Origin of the sequence: Vibrio alginolyticus NBRC 15630 = ATCC 17749 (assembly GCF_000354175.2) — a bacterium.
Classification (GTDB): Bacteria; Pseudomonadota; Gammaproteobacteria; order Enterobacterales; family Vibrionaceae; genus Vibrio; species Vibrio alginolyticus.
In genome coordinates, this window is record NC_022349.1 from 1,320,772 (window position 1) to 1,338,925 (window position 18,154).

The following is an 18,154-nucleotide window of genomic DNA, read 5'->3' on the forward strand; positions in this document are numbered from 1 at the left end:
AATTCATAAGAAAAACTCCACCACACAGCGTCTTTAATCACACCTGATAGCACCAACTATATTATTGTCATTCCTGTTCGTTCATCATCCACTTAAACATTGCAAAATCTCCGACATAGAAATACTGTATATAAAAACAGTAAAGTTTATACTGAGATGACTACACGAAACCTTAAAGACGGCAGTAAAAAACCTTGGCTATGCGAGTGCTACCCACAAGGTCGAGCAGGAAAACGTGTCCGTAAACGATTTGCAACCAAAGGCGAAGCTACCGCTTTTGAGTTGCATCTAATGAAAGAGGTGGATGACAAACCATGGTTAGGGAGTAAACCCGATCACCGTCGATTATCTAACTTGGTGGAACTTTGGTACATGCTCCACGGAAAGAACCTGAAATCTGGAGAACATACTCGTCTACGTTTAGGGAATATGGTTGAAGACTTAAGCGACCCGATCGCAGCTCAACTAAACTCGAAACACCTCGCGACTTACCGAGCAGCCCGCATGAACAAGGGGCGTGGCCAAGAACACAAAGAGCTTTCTATTGCATCCAACAATGTGGACTTTGGGTTGCTAAAAGCGATGTTCAACAAGTTAATAAAGCTTGGTGAGTGGAAGCTACCAAATCCGGTTAGCGGTATTGAGGCAATCAAAAAGCCTGAGTCTGAGCTTGCGTTCCTGACCGAACAAGAGATTCATCTCCTGTTTGAAGTAGCTCAACAAAGCCCGATTGGTGATGAGCTAACGAAGATATATAAAGTTTGCCTAGCGACTGGTGCGCGTATCAGGGAAGCTATTTATCTGAAGGGTTCTAACTTGACGAAATACCGCATTACCTACAACAACACCAAAGGTAAGCGCAACAGAACAGTACCAATTTCTGAAGAGTTGTATAACCAAATTTATAAGCCAACCAATGACCGCCTTTTTACTTGCGGTTACGGCGTAGCATACAAGTGGTTAACTAAAGCCCTCCCCCATTTACCAGAAGGACAAGCGACTCACGTTTTACGTCATACCTTCGCAAGTCACTTTATGACTAATGGCGGCAACATTCTTGTTCTTAAGGAAATCCTCGGTCATCAGCACATCGATCACACTATGATTTACGCTCATTTTTCGCCAAATCACCTGAGTGATGCCGTACGTTTCAACCCACTAACAAATCTTAGTATCTAGTCGCCAATTATGGCGACAAAATGGCGACAAAGGTCAGCTTTTGTCGTGATTTATAGGTCACAGTCAGATTGATGAATTACTTATACTCTATGTATAGCAAGGGATAGCAAGGATTAAGAAGGTTAGGCAAGGTGGCGACACATAATAAAGCTTTATATCCACTTTAATAATTAAACCTTTAAAATCATCTCAAAATCTCAGAGTAATTATACAGTCTCATAAGTTGAAAAACTGCTTTATCTTAATAATTCGCTCTAAAGCCAGTCTATACGAGGCGTGTTAAGTTTCATTGTAGATCTTAGGTTAGATAAACAAGTCTGTCAGCTGAGAACTCTAGCCCACCTAGCTCATTTTGTTCGCACAAACTCTTAAAATGTTCAGTACAATACAGAAAGCTCGCTCCTAGCATCTTTGACTTGAAAACAACCTTTTCTGCAACGTCGCTTTCATTAAATACTAACACCTCTACACCTGCTAAGCTGCCATATTCAATTTTTTGGACGCACTTATCTTCATCTTCTTGCCCAAACTCCAACGGTGTATACAGGTACCATTCCTCTTCTTTATAGCGAATCGATAAGAACTCGCCTACTTTGCTCAATGGCTCTTTTAAAGATGCATAAGCTTTAGGGCAAAGCACTAAGAAAACCCGTAACCATAAACTGATATCAGGAAGTAATGAGTCTTTCTTGAGAACATCTTCAAACTCAATATCTACTTCACCCCATATACTTTTGAAAGAAAAGTTTTCTAATGGCTGCACAAAGATTTTTTCTATTAAATCCATGTCACCTAACTGCCTAGCTACAGAACTAGGCGTAGTGCTCACGATTTTATATTCATTGTGACAGTCGAAAATTTTATAAACCGTCATTAATCTATCAACTCCTCATGTTTTACTACCAAGTGCTACCTATGGGTAAGTTACTTTTCAAATCATTTTTCATGAAGGAAACAGGCCTAAAAAAGCTGCGTTTTAGAGGAGAAAGCTAATTTTCTCGTCGACCATTACAGTGCTTACAAACCTCAAAATCAGAGAAATAGTATTTTCATATTAATAAAAATCACTAATTAAATGGATCTGTCAAATTAGAAGAAAACATGATGCCATTGAGCTGATTTTGTTCACACAAAGCCTTAAACTTATCTGTACAGTACAAGGTGCCCGCTCCTTCTAACCGAGACTTGAAAACCATTTTGTCTTTAACATCATCGTCAATAAAAACAAGGGTATCTAACCCATCTCGGCTCCCATATGCGATTTTTTCTACACACTTTCTCTTGTTTTCCTGTCCAAAAGTCAGTGATGCATATAAATACCATTGCCCACCTTGGTAGTTAGCAGGTAAAAACTCCCCGTGTTCACTTAGATCAGCATTCAATATTTCATATGCCCTCGGAGATAAAACAAGGTATGTTCGCGCCCATAAACTAATATCAGGCAATAGAGAATTGTACTTAAATACATCTTGAAACTTTACCTCCACAGGCTTCCAAATATCTTGCAGAGATTGGTTTTTAATAGCCTGTAATAAGATCCTCTCAAAATAGTCGAAGTCACCTAACTGGCTAGCGATTTCATCGGGACCAGAGCAGACCGTTTGAAATTCTCTTAAATTATCTATTATCTTGTAAACTGTCATAATCCTCCCAAAACTTGGTTCTTAGCGTCCAATGCTGATTTATGATGGGGCTTACTCTTCGAGTGCATTTTGTGCCGAAATAAGTTGGCCTAAAAATTCTGGGGAGTTAAATTGCCTTTAGTGTAATTCCTTAACCAAATACCATTTGTAGCAACTCCCTTATCAAAGACGTGTAAGCAATGATGTTTGAAAACGACTTTACGAAATAGATGGCAGCATACATCGTAATTACACGCCAATATACATCAAAATTCATACTGGAATTTTTGTATACACTAGGCGGGATTAACATGGCTTCGCGAGGTTTACGAGATAGGCAGTTAGAACAAAGCTTTATGTTCATTCCACTAACCTAAAAAGAAAAAGGAGCCAGTACGGCTCCTTCGTATTCTATCGCTAAATGTGAGTATTTACGAATTACTCAGCTTGATCTTCAGCGCGCGCTGCTGCTTCTTTGATTAGAGGCTGCAGTTCACCTTTTTGGAACATTTCTAGAATAATGTCACAACCGCCGATAAGCTCACCTTCAACCCATAGTTGAGGGAAAGTTGGCCATTGCGCGTACTTTGGTAACTCAGCACGGATATCTGGGTTTTGCAGAATGTCTACGTAAGCGAACTTCTCACCACATGCCATTAGTGCCTGTGACGCTTGAGAAGAGAAACCACAGCTAGGTAGTTTCGGTGATCCTTTCATGTACAGCAGGATTGAGTTTTCAGAGATCTGCTGTTTGATTTTGTCGATAGTTTCCATCGCTTCCTCATTCATGGGTTTGAACTTTATTTATTTGCCACATTCTACTCAATAACGACAGAATAAAAACCATATAATTAATAAGGCTTAATTTTAGGTTGCTCATTGGCGAGCAATGCAGCACTTCACCACTGCTAACCTCTTAAAATATTTTCATATCGGGGTTTTAATAAAGTAAAAACTTGCTAAAATACTTAGCAAGTCAGCCTTAAAGGCGACATAGCTATAAAAAAACACTGGAAGCAATCGAAAGGTCATCCTTTCAAATCAATGGAGAATCGAGTAATGGCATTTGAACTACCAGCTCTTCCTTACGCGAAAGACGCACTAGAACCACACATCTCAGCAGAGACTCTAGACTACCACCACGGTAAGCACCACAACACTTACGTTGTTAAGCTTAACGGTCTTATCCCTGGTACTGAGTTCGAAGGCAAAACTCTAGAAGAGATCATCAAGACTTCTACTGGTGGCGTATTCAACAACGCAGCGCAAATCTGGAACCACACGTTCTACTGGCACTGTCTTGCTCCAAATGCGGGCGGCGAGCCAACTGGCGCAGTTGCAGACGCAATCAACGCAGCATTCGGTTCTTTTGAAGAATTCAAAGCGAAGTTTACTGATTCAGCAATCAACAACTTCGGTTCTTCATGGACTTGGCTTGTTAAGAAAGCTGATGGCTCTCTAGAGATCGTTAACACTTCTAACGCTGCTACTCCTCTAACAGAAGAAGGTACAACACCACTTCTAACTGTTGACCTATGGGAACACGCGTACTACATCGATTACCGCAACGTACGTCCTGATTACATGAACGGCTTCTGGGCTCTAGTAAACTGGGACTTCGTAGCTGAGAACCTAGCGAAGTAATATACTTCCCCTAAGTTCAATTTAGTCTTATTCAAAAGCTCGCTATTTAGCGGGCTTTTTTGTTTCGCCTTCCCTAGCACCTTTAAATAATTCCCTCTTTTACTAAAGTTCTTCTTATCCACGCCGTTAAAAGAGCATCGAGCGAGGAACATCATGCAAATTCATACGTTAGACAAAGCTGCAATTATCAACGAACTTCAGTTCGGTAATGGTATTAACCATGCCGTACACGAAGGTCGTCGTGCGGATTTCTCACTGATTCTGTCTATGTTCTCTAATGATGTTCGCGATGTGGTCCCGGTTGAAGAGGTCCAGGAAGTCATCACCAGTGATAGTATTCTTCGCCAACAATTGGGTTTATCGCAACCTCAAGCTCTTCGTTCTGATGGCAGCAGCTATGAACTCGCAGCTGAACAAGCGAAACAGTTTCACGATGCAGGATTGCCTTCCGCAAAGCTGAGCCATTACCTAAAACCAGATGCGCTGACTTACCTGCCTGAAGACACATTCAACCTACCAGAGGAGGTTTATCACAACCTATCTGGTCATGAGCGACGCAGATTGGGCGAACGCAACAAACAACTGATCCCAGATGCTGGGCTATATAATCAGCTAGTGACGGCTCAACGTCAGCATCAAATTCAAGCTAAAGCATAGAGATCCGCTTTTTATCCAATAGCTTGCAATACCTACACGTCAGAAATGTGACATCTTACAAATTACCGCACAATAGTCCTCACTCGAAAGCGTTAGTTTGAAGCCTTTCACACTGAACCCAACGAATTTCAACCATGCTATTAGCACAAACCACTGGTGTATTGTTTTTCACATATGGATACAGTGAAGGTGCTATGGATATCAAAGAATCAATTATTCTCGTCACGTCTGCAGGTTCGGTTATAGGAAGAACCTGTGCAAATCACTTTGCTCACCTTGGAGCAACGTTGATTCTTTGTGACCAAAATTCTAGCGCTTTGAGAGCGAGCTATGAGCAAATCAGCGCTTTCACTGACAAAGTGTATGCGATGAATGTGTGTAGTGATAACACAACGTCCATTAACTTATTGTTTGACCAGATAGAATCACAGCTACGTGCGACACCAGATGTGATTGTTAATTGCTGGACTAGCTCTCCTATGCCTGGCTTAATGGCGCCAGAACCAATGAGTACTTACATTGATCACTTGTCGTCTGCGGCACGCTTCCTTTATACCTACGGCCAAGTAGGAGCAGAGCGCTTTCGAGCCAGAAACAAGAAAGGCGTCATTGTTAACGTCATTTCTCATGACAACCATGAAGACTTTACGGGAGTTGAAAGCATGGCGGCGTTGGTGTCAGGTTTTACTCACAGCTGGGCAAAAGAACTCACACCATTCAACATTCGAGTGGGCGGCGTTATTCCCTCGGTAAATCATACAAAAGAAGAGCTCAACGAGAGGCACTGGGCTGAGATCCAAGACGAACTAGTCCGCAACACAGCATACATCGTCGCGAATGAATACTTCAGTGGCCGAGTAGTTGCGACCGAAGTGTAAGCATACACAGCAACTCTGTTTTCCCAAGCCAGATGTAACTCCTGCACCAAAATAAAAAAAGCCCCAGTCATTTGACTGGGGCTTTAACCTTTTCCCGATTAAGGTTCCGTGCTAGCGAAAACCTTGCTCACTCGATTTTTTAATTACGCGTCAGCTTTTTCTTTCTTTGCTTTAGGTGCTGCTTTTGCTGCTTCTTGGTCTGCTTTCTTCTTGATAACAGTTGTACCTTCGAAAGTTTCGCCTTCAACAAATGCTTTACCGTAGTAAGAAGCCATCAACACATCTTTAAGTTCGCTGATTAGAGGGTAACGTGGGTTCGCACCAGTACATTGGTCATCGAACGCTTCTACCGCTAGCTCATCCAGTTTCGCTACGAAATCTGATTCAGCAACACCTGCCGCTTGGATAGACATTGGGATGTCTAGGTTAACTTTTAGTTCATCCAACCATGCTAGTAGACGTTCAATCTTCTGAGCAGTACGGTCACCTTCTTGGCTTAGGCCTAGGTGGTCAGCAACTTCAGCGTAACGACGACGTGCTTGTGGACGGTCGTATTGAGAGAACGCAGTTTGTTTAGTTGGATTGTCGTTCGCGTTGTAACGTACCACGTTAGAGATAAGTAGTGCGTTAGCTAGGCCGTGTGGCAAGTGGAACTCAGCACCCAGTTTGTGAGCCATTGAGTGACAAACACCTAGGAATGCGTTCGCAAATGCAACACCAGCGATAGTAGCTGCGTTGTGTACTTTCTCACGAGCGATTGGGTCATTTGCACCGTTCGCATAGCTTGATGGTAGGTACTCTTTTAGCATCTTAAGTGCTTGAAGAGCTTGGCCATCTGAGTATTCGTTAGCAAGAACTGATACGTAAGCTTCTAGAGCGTGAGTTACTGCATCGTAACCACCAAATGCTGTTAGAGACTTAGGCATGTTCATTACTAGGTTAGCATCAACGATTGCCATGTTTGGCGTGATTTCGTAGTCAGCTAGTGGGTATTTAGCACCAGTCTTGTCGTCAGTAACAACCGCGAATGGAGTAACTTCTGAGCCAGTACCTGAAGTTGTAGTGATACATACAAGCTCAGCTTTTTTACCCATTTTAGGGAACTTGTAGATACGTTTACGGATGTCCATAAAGCGCATTGCTAGTTCTTCAAAGTGAGTTTCTGGGTGTTCGTACATTACCCACATGATTTTCGCTGCATCCATTGGTGAACCACCGCCTAGCGCTAGGATAACGTCAGGTTGGTAGCTAGCCATTTGAGCCGCACCTTTTTCTACTACAGACAGTGTTGGGTCAGCTTCAACATCGAAGAATGTTTGAACTTCCATGCCTTGAGCTTTTAGTAGGCTTACTACGTCATCTGCGTAACCGTTGTTGAATAGGAAACGGTCAGTTACTAGGAATGCACGTTTCTTACCTTCTAGGTCGCCCAGTGCGATTGGAAGGCTACCACGACGGAAGTAGATTGACTTAGGTAGTTTATGCCACAACATGTTTTCAGCTCGCTTCGCTACAGTTTTCTTGTTGATTAGGTGTTTAGGACCTACGTTCTCAGAGATAGAGTTACCACCCCAAGAACCACAACCTAGCGTTAGAGATGGCGCAACGTTGAAGTTGTACAAGTCACCGATACCGCCGTGAGTAGTCGGGATGTTGATTAGGATACGAGCTGTCTTCATCTTGTCACCGAAGTAACGGATACGGTCAGCGTTAGTATCTTGGTTAGTGTAAAGACCAGATGTGTGGCCGATACCACCAATCTCAACCATAGTTACCGCTTGAGCAACCGCGTCTTCGAAGTTGTCAGCACGGAATAGACCTAGAGTTGGAGATAGTTTCTCGTGAGCGAATGCGTCATCGTGAGATACTTTGCCCAGACCTTCACCAACAAGAACTTTAGTGTCTGCTGGAACTTTAACGCCTGCCATTTCAGCGATTGCTGCTGCTGGCTGACCTACGATTTTCGCGTTTAGCGCGCCATCGATAAGAAGCACTTTACGAACTTTATCAGCTTCTGCTTTGCTTAGGACATAAGCTTTGTGAGAAGCAAAACGCTCTTTCACTTCGTCGTATACTTCATCAACTACGATTGCAGCTTGCTCAGAAGCACATACTACACCGTTGTCGAAAGTCTTAGACATAAGGATAGAAGCAACAGCACGTTTGATGTCTGCTGTTTCATCGATAACAACCGGAACGTTACCTGCACCTACACCGATTGCTGGCTTACCAGAAGAGTAAGCGGCTTTAACCATGCCTGGACCACCAGTTGCAAGGATAAGAGCGATGTCATCGTGTTTCATTAGAGCGTTTGAAAGCTCAACAGAAGGCTGGTCGATCCAACCGATGATGTCTTTTGGTGCGCCTGCTGCTACTGCTGCATCTAGAACGAGTTTAGCTGCATCGTTAGTTGAGTTTTTCGCACGTGGGTGTGGTGAGAAGATGATACCGTTACGAGTCTTCAAAGAGATTAGAGATTTGAAGATCGCTGTAGAAGTTGGGTTAGTCGTTGGTACGATACCGCAGATGATGCCTACAGGCTCAGCGATAGTCATAGTACCTAGGTTGTCATCCTCTTCTAAGATGCCACACGTTTGTTCGTCTTTGTATTTGTTGTAGATAAACTCAGAAGCGAAGTGGTTCTTGATTACTTTATCTTCAACAATACCCATACCAGATTCTTCTACCGCTTGTTGAGCTAGCGGGATACGGGCCTGGTTAGCTGCAAGCGATGCTGCACGAAAGATTTTATCTACTTGCTCTTGAGAGTAAGTAGCGAACTCTTCTTGCGCTTTCTTAACGCGAGCAACCATTGCATCTAGTTCAGCCATATTAGTTACAGGCATAGGGAATCTCCTAAAATTAACAAATATTAAAAACTTTTTACTAAGGCTATTACTTATCGTTTTTACTGTTTATCAGTCACTTAGAAAACAAACGTCTTAGTAAATTGCTTTCAGGACTGAGTATAATATTTCAGAGTGTGAAAAAAATTGACTTGGATCAGTTCTCACCACCTAAATACTACCAAAGTGGTGCCTCATCACACCAAAATGACATAAATCACTGATAAACAAATAAATTAACTTTCATTTTTTATTGAGTAAAAAAGAAGCAAATGGACAAATAAATAAAAGAAACTACAACAACCTGTAAAAAAGTTTCATTTTTGACCAACAAAATTACATGTAGGCCCAATTCTTTGTGCTACTGAGAGTATATCGAACCGAATACATCTCTCTACAAACCACCTTGGTTTTTATCAAAAATGTGCGAATGTTAACGTTTATGTAAAACAGTGCAATTTATCAGCAACCTTATGCGTAACATTTCCTTTCCAGATTAGATACAGTTTATTAAAGAATTAGTTTTTCTCACTTAAATGGCAGGGAATGCGTTAGTTTTTTTCATTTCTTACAACCTAACTTTTGCCTTACATTACGCCCAAATTACCCCTTCTCCTTTTCACTAATGTGAACTTTGATGAGTACGCAACATGCAAACTTTTGAACTTGCTATCTTCTTGCAGTTTTTTCTCGGTTTGGTAGCCGCAGTAAACCCTGTTGGTATCATGCCTGTGTTTGTGTCACTAACCGGGCATATGACACCAGACGAAAAGCGCAATACGGCAACAACAGCAAATGTGGCTGTTGCGATCATCCTGATCATTTCGCTTTTTGCTGGTCAGTTACTGTTAGACATGTTCAGTATTTCTCTGGATTCGTTTCGTGTCGCTGGCGGGTTGCTATTACTTAGCATCGCATTCTCGATGATGAGCGGTAAACTGGGGGAAGATAAGCAGAACAAACAAGAGAAAACGGAATACGTCAGTCGTGAACAGATTGGTGTGGTCCCTCTTGCAATGCCTTTAATGGCAGGTCCTGGTGCAATCAGTTCGACTATTGTTTATGGTGCACGCTACCCAAGCATGTTCGATACCGTGGGCATTAGTATTACGATTGGTTTGTTCTGCCTTTGTTCATGGCTATTATTCCGTTCTGCCCCATTGATCGTACGATTTTTAGGTCAAACTGGAATCAACGTCATTACTCGTATCATGGGTTTGATATTGGGCGCGCTTGGCATAGAGTTCATTGCGAATGGCTTACGCAACTTATTTCCAGGATTAGCCTGAGTTTCTATAAAATTGTATGATAGAGCGATTCAACAATGGATCGCTTTGTCATGACGACTGACTCTCTTAAACATACTCTATATGTCACCATTTTTGGTACTCATACCAAAGCTGGTAAAACGTTCGATATTGCTCTCATTATCGCGATCATCAGTTCGTTAATCGTACTGGTGTTAGATTCGATACCCTCCGTTCGGGCCGAGTGGGAAAAAGAGCTGAAGTTTATTGAATACACATTTACTGGCCTATTCACGATTGAATACCTTCTAAGGCTTTATTGCTCTCCTAAACCTGCCGCCTACGCAAAGAGTTTTTATGGTGTCGTCGATTTACTTGCGATTTTGCCCACTTATTTAGCACTCTTCTTCCCATCCGCTTCGTTTATGGGTGTGATCAGGGCGCTGCGAGTGATGCGAATATTCCGCATACTCAAGTTAGTCCGATACCTCCAAGAGTCCAATATCCTCTTACGTTCACTGCTTATGGCGCGCAGAAAGATTTTTATCTTCTTTAGTTCCGTCGCCATTATGGTAACGATTTTCGGCTCGTTGATTTTTATCATTGAAGGACCTGAAAACGGATTTACTAGCATTCCTAAAAGTATTTATTGGGCGATCGTGACCATCACAACGGTTGGGTATGGTGACTTGGTCCCTCAAACAGACCTGGGTAAAGGGCTTGCATCACTCACCATGTTACTGGGTTATTCCATTTTGGCGGTACCTACAGGTATTTTCACTGCCGAATTACACCAAGAGATGCAATCGCACAAAGTATTGGTGAAATGCCCAAACTGCTCCCACGCAGGGCACGACTCTGACGCAATTTACTGTAAACATTGTGGTAGTGAACTGGCCGATCCAGACAAAAGAGTCGTTCGAACAGAAGACGACGCATGAAAAAAGAGCTCCCTAAGGAGCTCTTTTATTTTGTCATCAAATAAAGGATTGATGTGATTATGCTTTCTCAGACAGAATAATTCGCAGAGTACGACGCAATGGCTCCGCAGCACCCCAAAGCAGTTGGTCACCAACAGTGAAAGCATTTAGGAAATCATCACCCATTGCCATCTTACGTAGACGACCCACTGGTACAGACATTGTGCCCGTAACTTTTGCCGGCGTTAGCTCTTGAGCAGTGATGTCACGGTCGTTAGGAATCACTTTCACCCAATCGTTATGAGTGGCGATGATTTCTTCGATTTCGTCCATTGGTACATTTTGTTTAAGCTTGATAGTAAGTGCTTGAGAGTGACAACGCATCGCGCCAATACGCACGCAAGTACCGTCAATTGGAACAGGTGAACTTTGAGAACCCAAAATTTTATTCGCCTCAGCGCCCGCTTTCCACTCTTCTTTACTCTGACCATTATCGCGCTTCACATCGATCCATGGGATCAACGAACCAGCTAGTGGCACACCGAATTTATCGGTAGGGAAAGAGCCGCTGCGCATTGTATCCGCGACTTTCTTATCAATATCTAGGATAGAGCTTGATGGGTTTGCAAGTTCAGAGCTAACAGAGTCATTGATAACGCCCATTTGCGAGATCAATTCACGCATATTTTGCGCACCAGCGCCAGATGCGGCTTGGTAAGTCATTGCGCTTGTCCACTCAACAAGGCCTTTCTCAAATAGACCACCTAGCCCCATTAGCATTAAACTAACCGTACAGTTACCACCGACAAATGTGTTCGTGCCACCGTGGATGCCTTGTTGGATTTGCTTTAAGTTCACTGGATCAAGTGTGATGATCGAATCTTCAGCCATACGTAGCGTAGAGGCCGCATCAATCCAGTAGCCTTTCCAACCAGCCTGACGAAGTGCAGGGAAAACTTTTTCTGTGTAGCTACCACCTTGACAGGTGATTACCGCATCAAGCTGTTTTAAGCTTTCAATATCATACGCGTCTTGCAGTAAGCCTGCGTCTTTTCCTAAGTTAGGAGCAGGAATACCAACTTGAGAAGTACTGTAGAATACTGGTTCGATTAGGTCGAAGTCTTTCTCTTCAACCATACGCTGCATAAGGACTGAACCAACCATACCGCGCCAACCAACTAAACCAACTCTCATCGTATTAACTCTCCATGTATTAAAAAACCTACCCCATAGTTAATTTTTCACAGCAAAATCTCAACCCCTATTTTGTAAATAAGCGCGTTTTTTAACCTTTTCCTCTGAAAAACCGGGTTACACGAGATTTTTTAGTGTTTGGTTTGCGGTTTTAACCATTTTTCAAGTAGGGAAAGCACTTTAGCCCCCTAATTGGTCTTACCACTCAATGAGAAAATAACACATGAAGCACAATAATTTCACATTACACAACATTTAAAACCAAAAAAGTTAAAACAAACTAACAGTTAATTTCACAAGCAAACGTTTTTACCGACGAACATCAAGATAAAACACCAAATGTTCGAAATATAATTTTTGTTAATGTATGTTATGCGCGATTACAACAAGGAGCGCCTTCCTCTATTGCTCCAAGATTGACAGAGGCACATATGAAGCAAGTTACACCACGCCTACCAAGCTTGATACAGGTATTTATCTCGCTCGGTTTATTTCTCCTGCTGGCATTTTCGTTCACAGCCAAGCTAGACCTACCGATTCAGCTAGCGCTATACATCGGTTGGTTCATTGTCATGATATTGGGCATAAAGCTTGGCCATCAGTATAAAGATCTGGAAAAAGCAGCACTAAATGGCATTTCCAATGGACTTGGAGCCGTTTTAATCCTTTTGGCCGTTGGCGCGCTTGTAGGTACTTGGATCTCTGGTGGTATTGTTCCAACCATTATTTACTACGGCCTTAAAGCAATCCACCCTTCCATCTTTTTGCTGGCGACCATGATCATCTGTTCATTGACTGCGCTAGCGACTGGCACATCTTGGGGTGCGGCTGGCACGGCAGGTATTGCAATGATGGGTATCGGTCAAGGTCTTGGTGTTCCTGCGCCAATCACTGCAGGTGCCGTACTTTCAGGCTGTTACTTTGGTGACAAAATGTCGCCTCTATCGGATTCAGTAATCCTTGCTTCATCTATGTCTAACGTTGAAGTGATGGAACATATTAAAGGTATGTTGCCGATAGCACTCATTAGCTACATTATTACAGGCATTATGTTTACTGCATTTGGCTTCCACTACGCAGGTCAAGTTGACATGAGCCAGGTAGACTCTGTCATTAAAGCGATGGAACAGCAGTTCTACATCACCCCTTACTCATTTGTTCCTGTGATCATCGTATTGTCACTTCTAGCGATGCGTATGCCTTCATTCCCAGTGATCAGTTTTGGTTCTCTGCTAGGTATTATTTGGGCAGTGATGATCCAAGATGTCGATTTCCTAACCGCGTTCAACACGGCTTGGGCTCCGTTTGCAATCTCATCTGGCGTAGATTTCATTGACTCAATCCTTAACCGTGGCGGCATGTCTTCAATGCTTGGGTCGGTAGCGGTTATCGTATTCGGCCTTGGTTTTGGCGGTCTACTAGATAAAGTAGGCGTGCTAGAGACTATCGCGAAGCTGTTTGAAAAACGCGTTCAAAGTGCAGGTTCATTGGCAACAAGCACAATTGGTACGGCCTTTATGGGCAACGTATTTGGTTCAGCGATGTACGTTTCACTTATTCTGACCCCAAAAATCTGTGCGAAGAACTATGACCGTCTAGGCTACAAACGTAAGAATTTGTCTCGTAACGCAGAATTTGGCGGCACGCTAACCTCAGGTATGGTCCCTTGGAGTGACAACGGTATCTACATGGCCAGTATTTTGGGTGTTGCTACACTGTCTTATGCCCCGTTCATGTGGCTGAGTTTTGTATGTATCATCGTAACGATCTTCACTTCTTACATGGGTTGGTTTGTTGATAAGTGCGAACCAACAGCAGAAGCAGTTGAAGAAGCTGAAGGCGAATTAAAGCAGCAAACCGCTTAACTTCGCAGAGATAGGAAGAACCTCCCTTCCGAATTCAATACTAAAAAAGAGCACTTTAAAGCGCTCTTTTTTTATTTCCAAAACAAATCGTTAGCTTTGTTTGACTGGCGTTTTCACGGCTGCACGCTTCCCAAACCAATAGCCCAAGCCAAGCGGTGCAAAGAATATAACGGCAATGAACAGAATAAAGTAGATGATGGTACTTTTGACAAGTTCAATCAGCTTAGTCATGGCGAGATTCACAACCTCTTGCGACACTCGATCCATATCTTGAGCAAACTTCTCGCGCTCATGGGTAATGATCTGTGCGATTTCTTGGCGCTCTCTGGCAACCATCAGCTCTATAGCTTGGCGTTCTTCACCCAACTGAGATAAACGCGCCTCCGTCCTTTGATCGATATCGTCAACCAAAGGTTGTAACTCCAGCGCCATTTGTTCTGCCAAATAGCGCATGTACTCTGGGTTGTTATCGATAAAATCCCTCATCGAATCAGCGGTAACTTGCAAACTATTGAGCGCCGCATTGACTTTTTCGATACTGGCAGAGCTATTCAAGGCCAACAACTGCGCTTTCCACGTCATAATTTTTGGTGTCTGCTCTGATACCAGACTTAGACGATCAGAGACATCCCCGAGTGCTTCTGGCATCGTGCCTAGCGTTGTAACGGCTTCCTCTTCGCTAATTTGGTTTGCATCTAACCACCTACGGTAAGCCGGAGTCCTAATCATGCTTAAATCAGCGAATGGATGCTGCTTGGCGAACTCTGCAACAAACGTTTTTGTCTTGATGTATGCTTCTTTCTTCAATAAAGATTGAGCCAGTTTATCTACCTCTTTCGCTAAATAAACGGAAACTAACTTGGCCTCATCAGACGCAAAGAGCTCATTACCAGAAGCGGTAATAAAAAACTGTTCCATTTGTAGCGTGAAAGTCCATGTATCAATCAGTGCAGCCATTGGGGACACTTGGTATGCAGAAGCTTGGATGCCTTCTTCAGCATTTATCTTCCAAAGTAAAATATAAGATTGATGAACTTTATCATGAGGCTCATATTGTTCGTGTAGTGCATCTGCTGCTTGCTCAACCTGAGCAAAAAACTGCTGCGCATACTCACGAGTCAAAAGACGCATATTGAGCTCTTGTTTGGTAAGAGGGACGGTTTGACTCTCGATCTTGACTTCGAGCAGGGAGCACCCTGAAAGCATCATAACCAGCCCTATCAACATCATTGAAGACATTCGGCGAACGGACATGAAAACACCTTTAACAAATTGTATAGAACAGGAATAAAGCGAACTAAGTCATATAGTTCGAGCCTTTATTACCTCAACTCTTATGACATTAAGTCAGAGCAATATCAATCTGTTAGCGCTTCTGTTATCTTTTCACTATTGAGAGCATTATTAGCAAAAAGTATGGTTTGTTTTAGGACATCATCTAAACATGCCAACTTCTCTTCCGGCACTTTTTGCCCTTGTTTAATCAACAGTTCAATATCACCCGAAATACAGTGCAATGGCATTGCACCTAAACTCCCTGAGACCCCTTTAAGACTGTGTGCGGCTCTTTGCGCTTTCTCTTTATCCTCTTCTAACAGCTGATACATTTTAGTGCCATCGCCAGAGTGGTCCTGAATAAAGACCTCCAGTAACATCCGCACAGCGCCCTCGTCACCAGACAGAGAATCTAACATTTTATTGATATCTATGTACGGCTCACGTTCCACTACTTCCACTTGTGATGAATTCACCTCATTACAACTTTTTTCGTTCATTTGGACGTTTTGAAAATTTTCTGACTGAGCTGAGGGAACAGTGTTAGCTCCATTTTCATCATCGCCAACTTGCTCTGACTTTTTATCATCGGTTCTGGGTAGTGGTATCGGTTGAATCGTTTTTGGGGAGAAGGCTCCCCATGAAATGAGGAAAAGGAGCAAACCACTGATTACAGACAGCCAAACAATAAAAGTCATTAGCTTCTGTTCCAACTGCTCATTTATCGAAGTTAACTGGTTCGGGAAATCTGGATTAAGCAGTTGATTAGATAAATAACTGCCCTGTGCCTGAGCAGATAGTGCGCTTGAGGTTTGAGCAAGCTGGCGCTGAAGAGCGCTTCGCTCTTCGGGAGAGAGCGTCTCTGATTCAATAAAAAGTCGGTCTAAGTCACGGTAAGTATCGCTATTCGTTGCAGAGTCACTAAAGACAGACTCAAAAACAAGCGCACCTAAGCGATAGTACATTGCCTGAATTTGCTCAGAGTTTTCTGTTCGAGCACGGCTGCTTCGTAACTGTTCTGCTAACGAAACCAATTCACTGTCACTTCTTACAAAAGCTCGAGCACTTTCTAAAAATCGGTCGGTCGTATAAAGTAATTGAGTGATGTCTGGTGTGATTTTCCCTTCAGAAAACTCACTTTCAAGCTGTAAGCGAACTGCATAAGCCAACTGAAGTTTCAGTGAAATTTGGTCGACGTGTTTAACACGGTAAGGCAGATCGAAGTTAAAAAAGTGCCTGACTTCTTCAACTTTACTTCCTAACTCATTTACAGTCGAAATCGTTTGAATCGTTTGTTTGGCTTGCAGCCAAATGCCAAGTGCTAAAACACACCACAAAACGAACCAGAACCAAACAAACCGCCGTATTCCTTCTTTTAGCTTCAGCAACACTTGCCCCTCGCATATCTCCATTAATTACAAGCATATACTATGGATGTTTCTTATTCACATAAAAAAAGAGAGCCGTTTGCTCTCTTTATTTAACGATATGATTTTAATTGCGACTTAACTGATCTTTTAGATTTGGAGGCGTCCCTTTAATCGTTAAGGTATCCGTCTCTGGATCATAAAAAATACGCTCGCCAAGTAAGAGACTATCGAAGCTAATATTCAAACCACCACCAGCTCCAACAAATTTAGTCAGTTTGCGAACCGTCGCACGATCACCTGGGAAAGACTCTTCAAGTTCGTACCCTTGCTCTTTGGTGAAATCCATAAAGCTCGTGCCATCTTGGCTTTGAGGAAGCTCTCCGGAAAGCTCTGAGATTTGAACTTCATCACCGGATTTAATTTGCTCATTGCAGTAGTCGTAAACTTGTTTCTTGTACTCGTTCACTTCTTGCTTTTCTAGCTTCGAGTCAGCACAAAAATCATCCACCGCCTGCATCAACACTAAGTTTTGTTGTTTAGTATCTAAGCCAATATCCGCTTGCAGAAAATCTAGGAAGAAGTCCGCCACTTTACGGCCAACGCGTCCTTTAATGTATTGCAGATAACGATTGGATTCCTTGTCGGTCTCGTAGCTCGACAGGTCGATGCGTGCGGCAATATCCATTTTGGTGATATCTAAGTAATCTGTCGCACTGATGTCCAAACCTTCGGTCACTTTTAAACTTTGATTCATTGGTAGGATACCGATGAACAAGTAGTCCGTTGCTAAACTCTGATACTCTGCGAAAACCAAGATACCTTCATCCGCAAATGGGTACTTAATCAACTCTTCTTTCAAGCGATTTGCACTAATTTGTGAGAAGTCGTAAAAATCTCGCTCTCCTTTGCGCATTTCTTGAAGCCAAAATTGAAATTCGCTGTCTGACTGGAAAGCGCCAAAACCTTTACCAGCTTTAGAATGGAATACTCGGTGAAGCTCAGCGACTAAGTTTTCTGTAGATGCATCGTTCTCTAATGATGCTGGACGAAAGTTTACAACCAGCTCGTCCTGATCGTTTTTGCACAGTTGATGCAGAATAACGTTTGAAAGATGAAGACTCATAGTGATTTTATCTTGCTACAAGGTTTTAGTTGATGGGCATTGTAGGTTATCATAAGCCGCTTTTACTATCATTATTAGAGTCTTTATGCCGATTACATCTAAATATACTGACGAGCAAGTAGAAAAAATTCTTGCTGAAGTAGCAACAGTTCTTGAAAAACACGCTGCTTCTCCTGAGTTGACGCTAATGATTGCCGGAAATATCGCAACCAATGTCTTAAATCAACGTGTTGCTGCTTCACAACGCAAAGCGATTGCTGAAAAATTTGCTCAGGCGCTGATGTCTTCTTTAGAAACACCAAAAACACACTAATCACGGACAATAGAACACATA

16 protein-coding genes are annotated in these 18,154 nt (G+C 42.6%); 8 read left to right on the forward strand and 8 right to left on the reverse strand.

Translation table 11 applies throughout. The annotated features are described in order from the left end of the window. Window positions 1–156 precede the first annotated feature (156 nt). Window positions 157–1,179 carry a phage integrase gene (locus tag N646_RS05905; RefSeq protein WP_017821151.1) on the forward strand — a complete coding sequence of 341 codons (1,023 nt, stop codon included), beginning with the start codon at window positions 157–159 and terminating at the stop codon, window positions 1,177–1,179. 298 nt (window positions 1,180–1,477) lie between these two features. Here the strand turns inward: N646_RS05905 and N646_RS05910 are convergent, their stop codons facing one another. From N646_RS05910 to N646_RS05920, 3 genes are all read right to left on the reverse strand, one after another. Continuing rightward, window positions 1,478–2,053, reverse strand: coding sequence for a hypothetical protein (locus tag N646_RS05910; RefSeq protein ID WP_017821150.1), 576 nt, complete (start codon window positions 2,051–2,053; stop codon window positions 1,478–1,480). Window positions 2,054–2,246: 193 nt separating this feature from the next. Next, window positions 2,247–2,822, reverse strand: coding sequence for a hypothetical protein (locus tag N646_RS05915; RefSeq protein WP_017821149.1), 576 nt, complete (start codon window positions 2,820–2,822; stop codon window positions 2,247–2,249). Window positions 2,823–3,239: 417 nt separating this feature from the next. Continuing rightward, window positions 3,240–3,575 (reverse strand): Grx4 family monothiol glutaredoxin, encoded by a 336-nt coding sequence (locus tag N646_RS05920; protein WP_017635833.1) that lies wholly within the window; start codon window positions 3,573–3,575, stop codon window positions 3,240–3,242. 285 nt (window positions 3,576–3,860) lie between these two features. Here N646_RS05920 and sodB point away from each other — a divergent pair, with 285 nt between their 5' ends. The 3 genes from sodB to N646_RS05935 all read left to right on the forward strand — a co-directional run bounded on the left by sodB (window position 3,861) and on the right by N646_RS05935 (window position 5,980). Continuing rightward, window positions 3,861–4,445 carry a superoxide dismutase [Fe] gene (gene sodB / locus N646_RS05925; protein ID WP_005396533.1) on the forward strand — a complete coding sequence of 195 codons (585 nt, stop codon included), beginning with the start codon at window positions 3,861–3,863 and terminating at the stop codon, window positions 4,443–4,445. Window positions 4,446–4,598: 153 nt separating this feature from the next. Continuing rightward, window positions 4,599–5,102, forward strand: coding sequence for a VC2046/SO_2500 family protein (locus N646_RS05930; protein ID WP_017821148.1), 504 nt, complete (start codon window positions 4,599–4,601; stop codon window positions 5,100–5,102). A 134-nt stretch (window positions 5,103–5,236) separates the two neighbouring features. Continuing rightward, window positions 5,237–5,980 (forward strand): SDR family oxidoreductase, encoded by a 744-nt coding sequence (locus N646_RS05935; RefSeq protein ID WP_005380732.1) that lies wholly within the window; start codon window positions 5,237–5,239, stop codon window positions 5,978–5,980. A 143-nt stretch (window positions 5,981–6,123) separates the two neighbouring features. Here N646_RS05935 and adhE read toward each other — a convergent pair whose 3' ends face one another. After that, window positions 6,124–8,826 (reverse strand): bifunctional acetaldehyde-CoA/alcohol dehydrogenase, encoded by a 2,703-nt coding sequence (gene adhE, locus N646_RS05940; protein ID WP_005380731.1) that lies wholly within the window; start codon window positions 8,824–8,826, stop codon window positions 6,124–6,126. 650 nt (window positions 8,827–9,476) lie between these two features. On the opposite strand from adhE, the gene N646_RS05945 reads away from it, so the two are divergent. Beyond that, a complete protein-coding gene (locus N646_RS05945) occupies window positions 9,477–10,115 on the forward strand; it encodes a YchE family NAAT transporter (protein WP_005380729.1) in 639 nt (212 codons plus the stop codon). A 35-nt stretch (window positions 10,116–10,150) separates the two neighbouring features. Then, entirely contained in the window at window positions 10,151–11,014 is an 864-nt protein-coding gene (locus tag N646_RS05950; RefSeq protein ID WP_005380728.1) for an ion transporter, read from the forward strand. Between the two features lie 57 nt (window positions 11,015–11,071). Here N646_RS05950 and asd read toward each other — a convergent pair whose 3' ends face one another. Further along, the gene (gene asd, locus N646_RS05955) at window positions 11,072–12,187 is read right to left on the reverse strand and encodes an aspartate-semialdehyde dehydrogenase (RefSeq protein ID WP_005380727.1); all 1,116 of its coding nucleotides are present in this window, start codon (window positions 12,185–12,187) and stop codon (window positions 11,072–11,074) included. A gap of 431 nt (window positions 12,188–12,618) precedes the next feature. Here asd and nhaC point away from each other — a divergent pair, with 431 nt between their 5' ends. Continuing rightward, complete coding sequence (gene nhaC, locus N646_RS05960) at window positions 12,619–14,052, forward strand: Na+/H+ antiporter NhaC (RefSeq protein WP_005380726.1); 1,434 nt, start codon at window positions 12,619–12,621, stop codon at window positions 14,050–14,052. A 90-nt stretch (window positions 14,053–14,142) separates the two neighbouring features. On the opposite strand, the gene N646_RS05965 is transcribed toward nhaC, so the two are convergent. The 3 genes from N646_RS05965 to yejK form a co-directional block, all read right to left on the reverse strand. After that, complete coding sequence (locus N646_RS05965; protein WP_017821147.1) at window positions 14,143–15,306, reverse strand: hypothetical protein; 1,164 nt, start codon at window positions 15,304–15,306, stop codon at window positions 14,143–14,145. A gap of 104 nt (window positions 15,307–15,410) precedes the next feature. Then, window positions 15,411–16,739, reverse strand: coding sequence for an Hpt domain-containing protein (locus N646_RS05970; RefSeq protein ID WP_031777231.1), 1,329 nt, complete (start codon window positions 16,737–16,739; stop codon window positions 15,411–15,413). 82 nt (window positions 16,740–16,821) lie between these two features. Next, on the reverse strand, window positions 16,822–17,820 hold the full coding sequence (yejK, locus tag N646_RS05975) for a nucleoid-associated protein YejK (RefSeq protein WP_005380723.1): 999 nt from the start codon (window positions 17,818–17,820) through the stop codon (window positions 16,822–16,824). An 85-nt stretch (window positions 17,821–17,905) separates the two neighbouring features. Between yejK and N646_RS05980 the strand changes: the two genes are divergently transcribed. After that, window positions 17,906–18,133, forward strand: coding sequence for a YejL family protein (locus N646_RS05980; RefSeq protein ID WP_005380722.1), 228 nt, complete (start codon window positions 17,906–17,908; stop codon window positions 18,131–18,133). The last annotated feature ends 21 nt before the right edge of the window (window positions 18,134–18,154 follow it).

Excerpts from the sequence above, each read along its gene's own strand:
- N646_RS05905 (WP_017821151.1), top strand. The coding sequence starts at position 157 with ATGACTACACGAAACCTTAAAGACGGCAGTAAAAAACCTTGGCTATGC.
- N646_RS05910 (WP_017821150.1), bottom strand. The coding sequence starts at position 2,053 with ATGACGGTTTATAAAATTTTCGACTGTCACAATGAATATAAAATCGTG.
- N646_RS05915 (WP_017821149.1), bottom strand. The coding sequence starts at position 2,822 with ATGACAGTTTACAAGATAATAGATAATTTAAGAGAATTTCAAACGGTC.
- N646_RS05920 (WP_017635833.1), bottom strand. The coding sequence starts at position 3,575 with ATGGAAACTATCGACAAAATCAAACAGCAGATCTCTGAAAACTCAATC.
- sodB (WP_005396533.1), top strand. The coding sequence starts at position 3,861 with ATGGCATTTGAACTACCAGCTCTTCCTTACGCGAAAGACGCACTAGAA.
- N646_RS05930 (WP_017821148.1), top strand. The coding sequence starts at position 4,599 with ATGCAAATTCATACGTTAGACAAAGCTGCAATTATCAACGAACTTCAG.
- N646_RS05935 (WP_005380732.1), top strand. The coding sequence starts at position 5,237 with ATGCTATTAGCACAAACCACTGGTGTATTGTTTTTCACATATGGATAC.
- adhE (WP_005380731.1), bottom strand. The coding sequence starts at position 8,826 with ATGCCTGTAACTAATATGGCTGAACTAGATGCAATGGTTGCTCGCGTT.
- N646_RS05945 (WP_005380729.1), top strand. The coding sequence starts at position 9,477 with ATGCAAACTTTTGAACTTGCTATCTTCTTGCAGTTTTTTCTCGGTTTG.
- N646_RS05950 (WP_005380728.1), top strand. The coding sequence starts at position 10,151 with ATGGATCGCTTTGTCATGACGACTGACTCTCTTAAACATACTCTATAT.
- asd (WP_005380727.1), bottom strand. The coding sequence starts at position 12,187 with ATGAGAGTTGGTTTAGTTGGTTGGCGCGGTATGGTTGGTTCAGTCCTT.
- nhaC (WP_005380726.1), top strand. The coding sequence starts at position 12,619 with ATGAAGCAAGTTACACCACGCCTACCAAGCTTGATACAGGTATTTATC.
- N646_RS05965 (WP_017821147.1), bottom strand. The coding sequence starts at position 15,306 with ATGTCCGTTCGCCGAATGTCTTCAATGATGTTGATAGGGCTGGTTATG.
- N646_RS05970 (WP_031777231.1), bottom strand. The coding sequence starts at position 16,739 with ATGGAGATATGCGAGGGGCAAGTGTTGCTGAAGCTAAAAGAAGGAATA.
- yejK (WP_005380723.1), bottom strand. The coding sequence starts at position 17,820 with ATGAGTCTTCATCTTTCAAACGTTATTCTGCATCAACTGTGCAAAAAC.
- N646_RS05980 (WP_005380722.1), top strand. The coding sequence starts at position 17,906 with ATGCCGATTACATCTAAATATACTGACGAGCAAGTAGAAAAAATTCTT.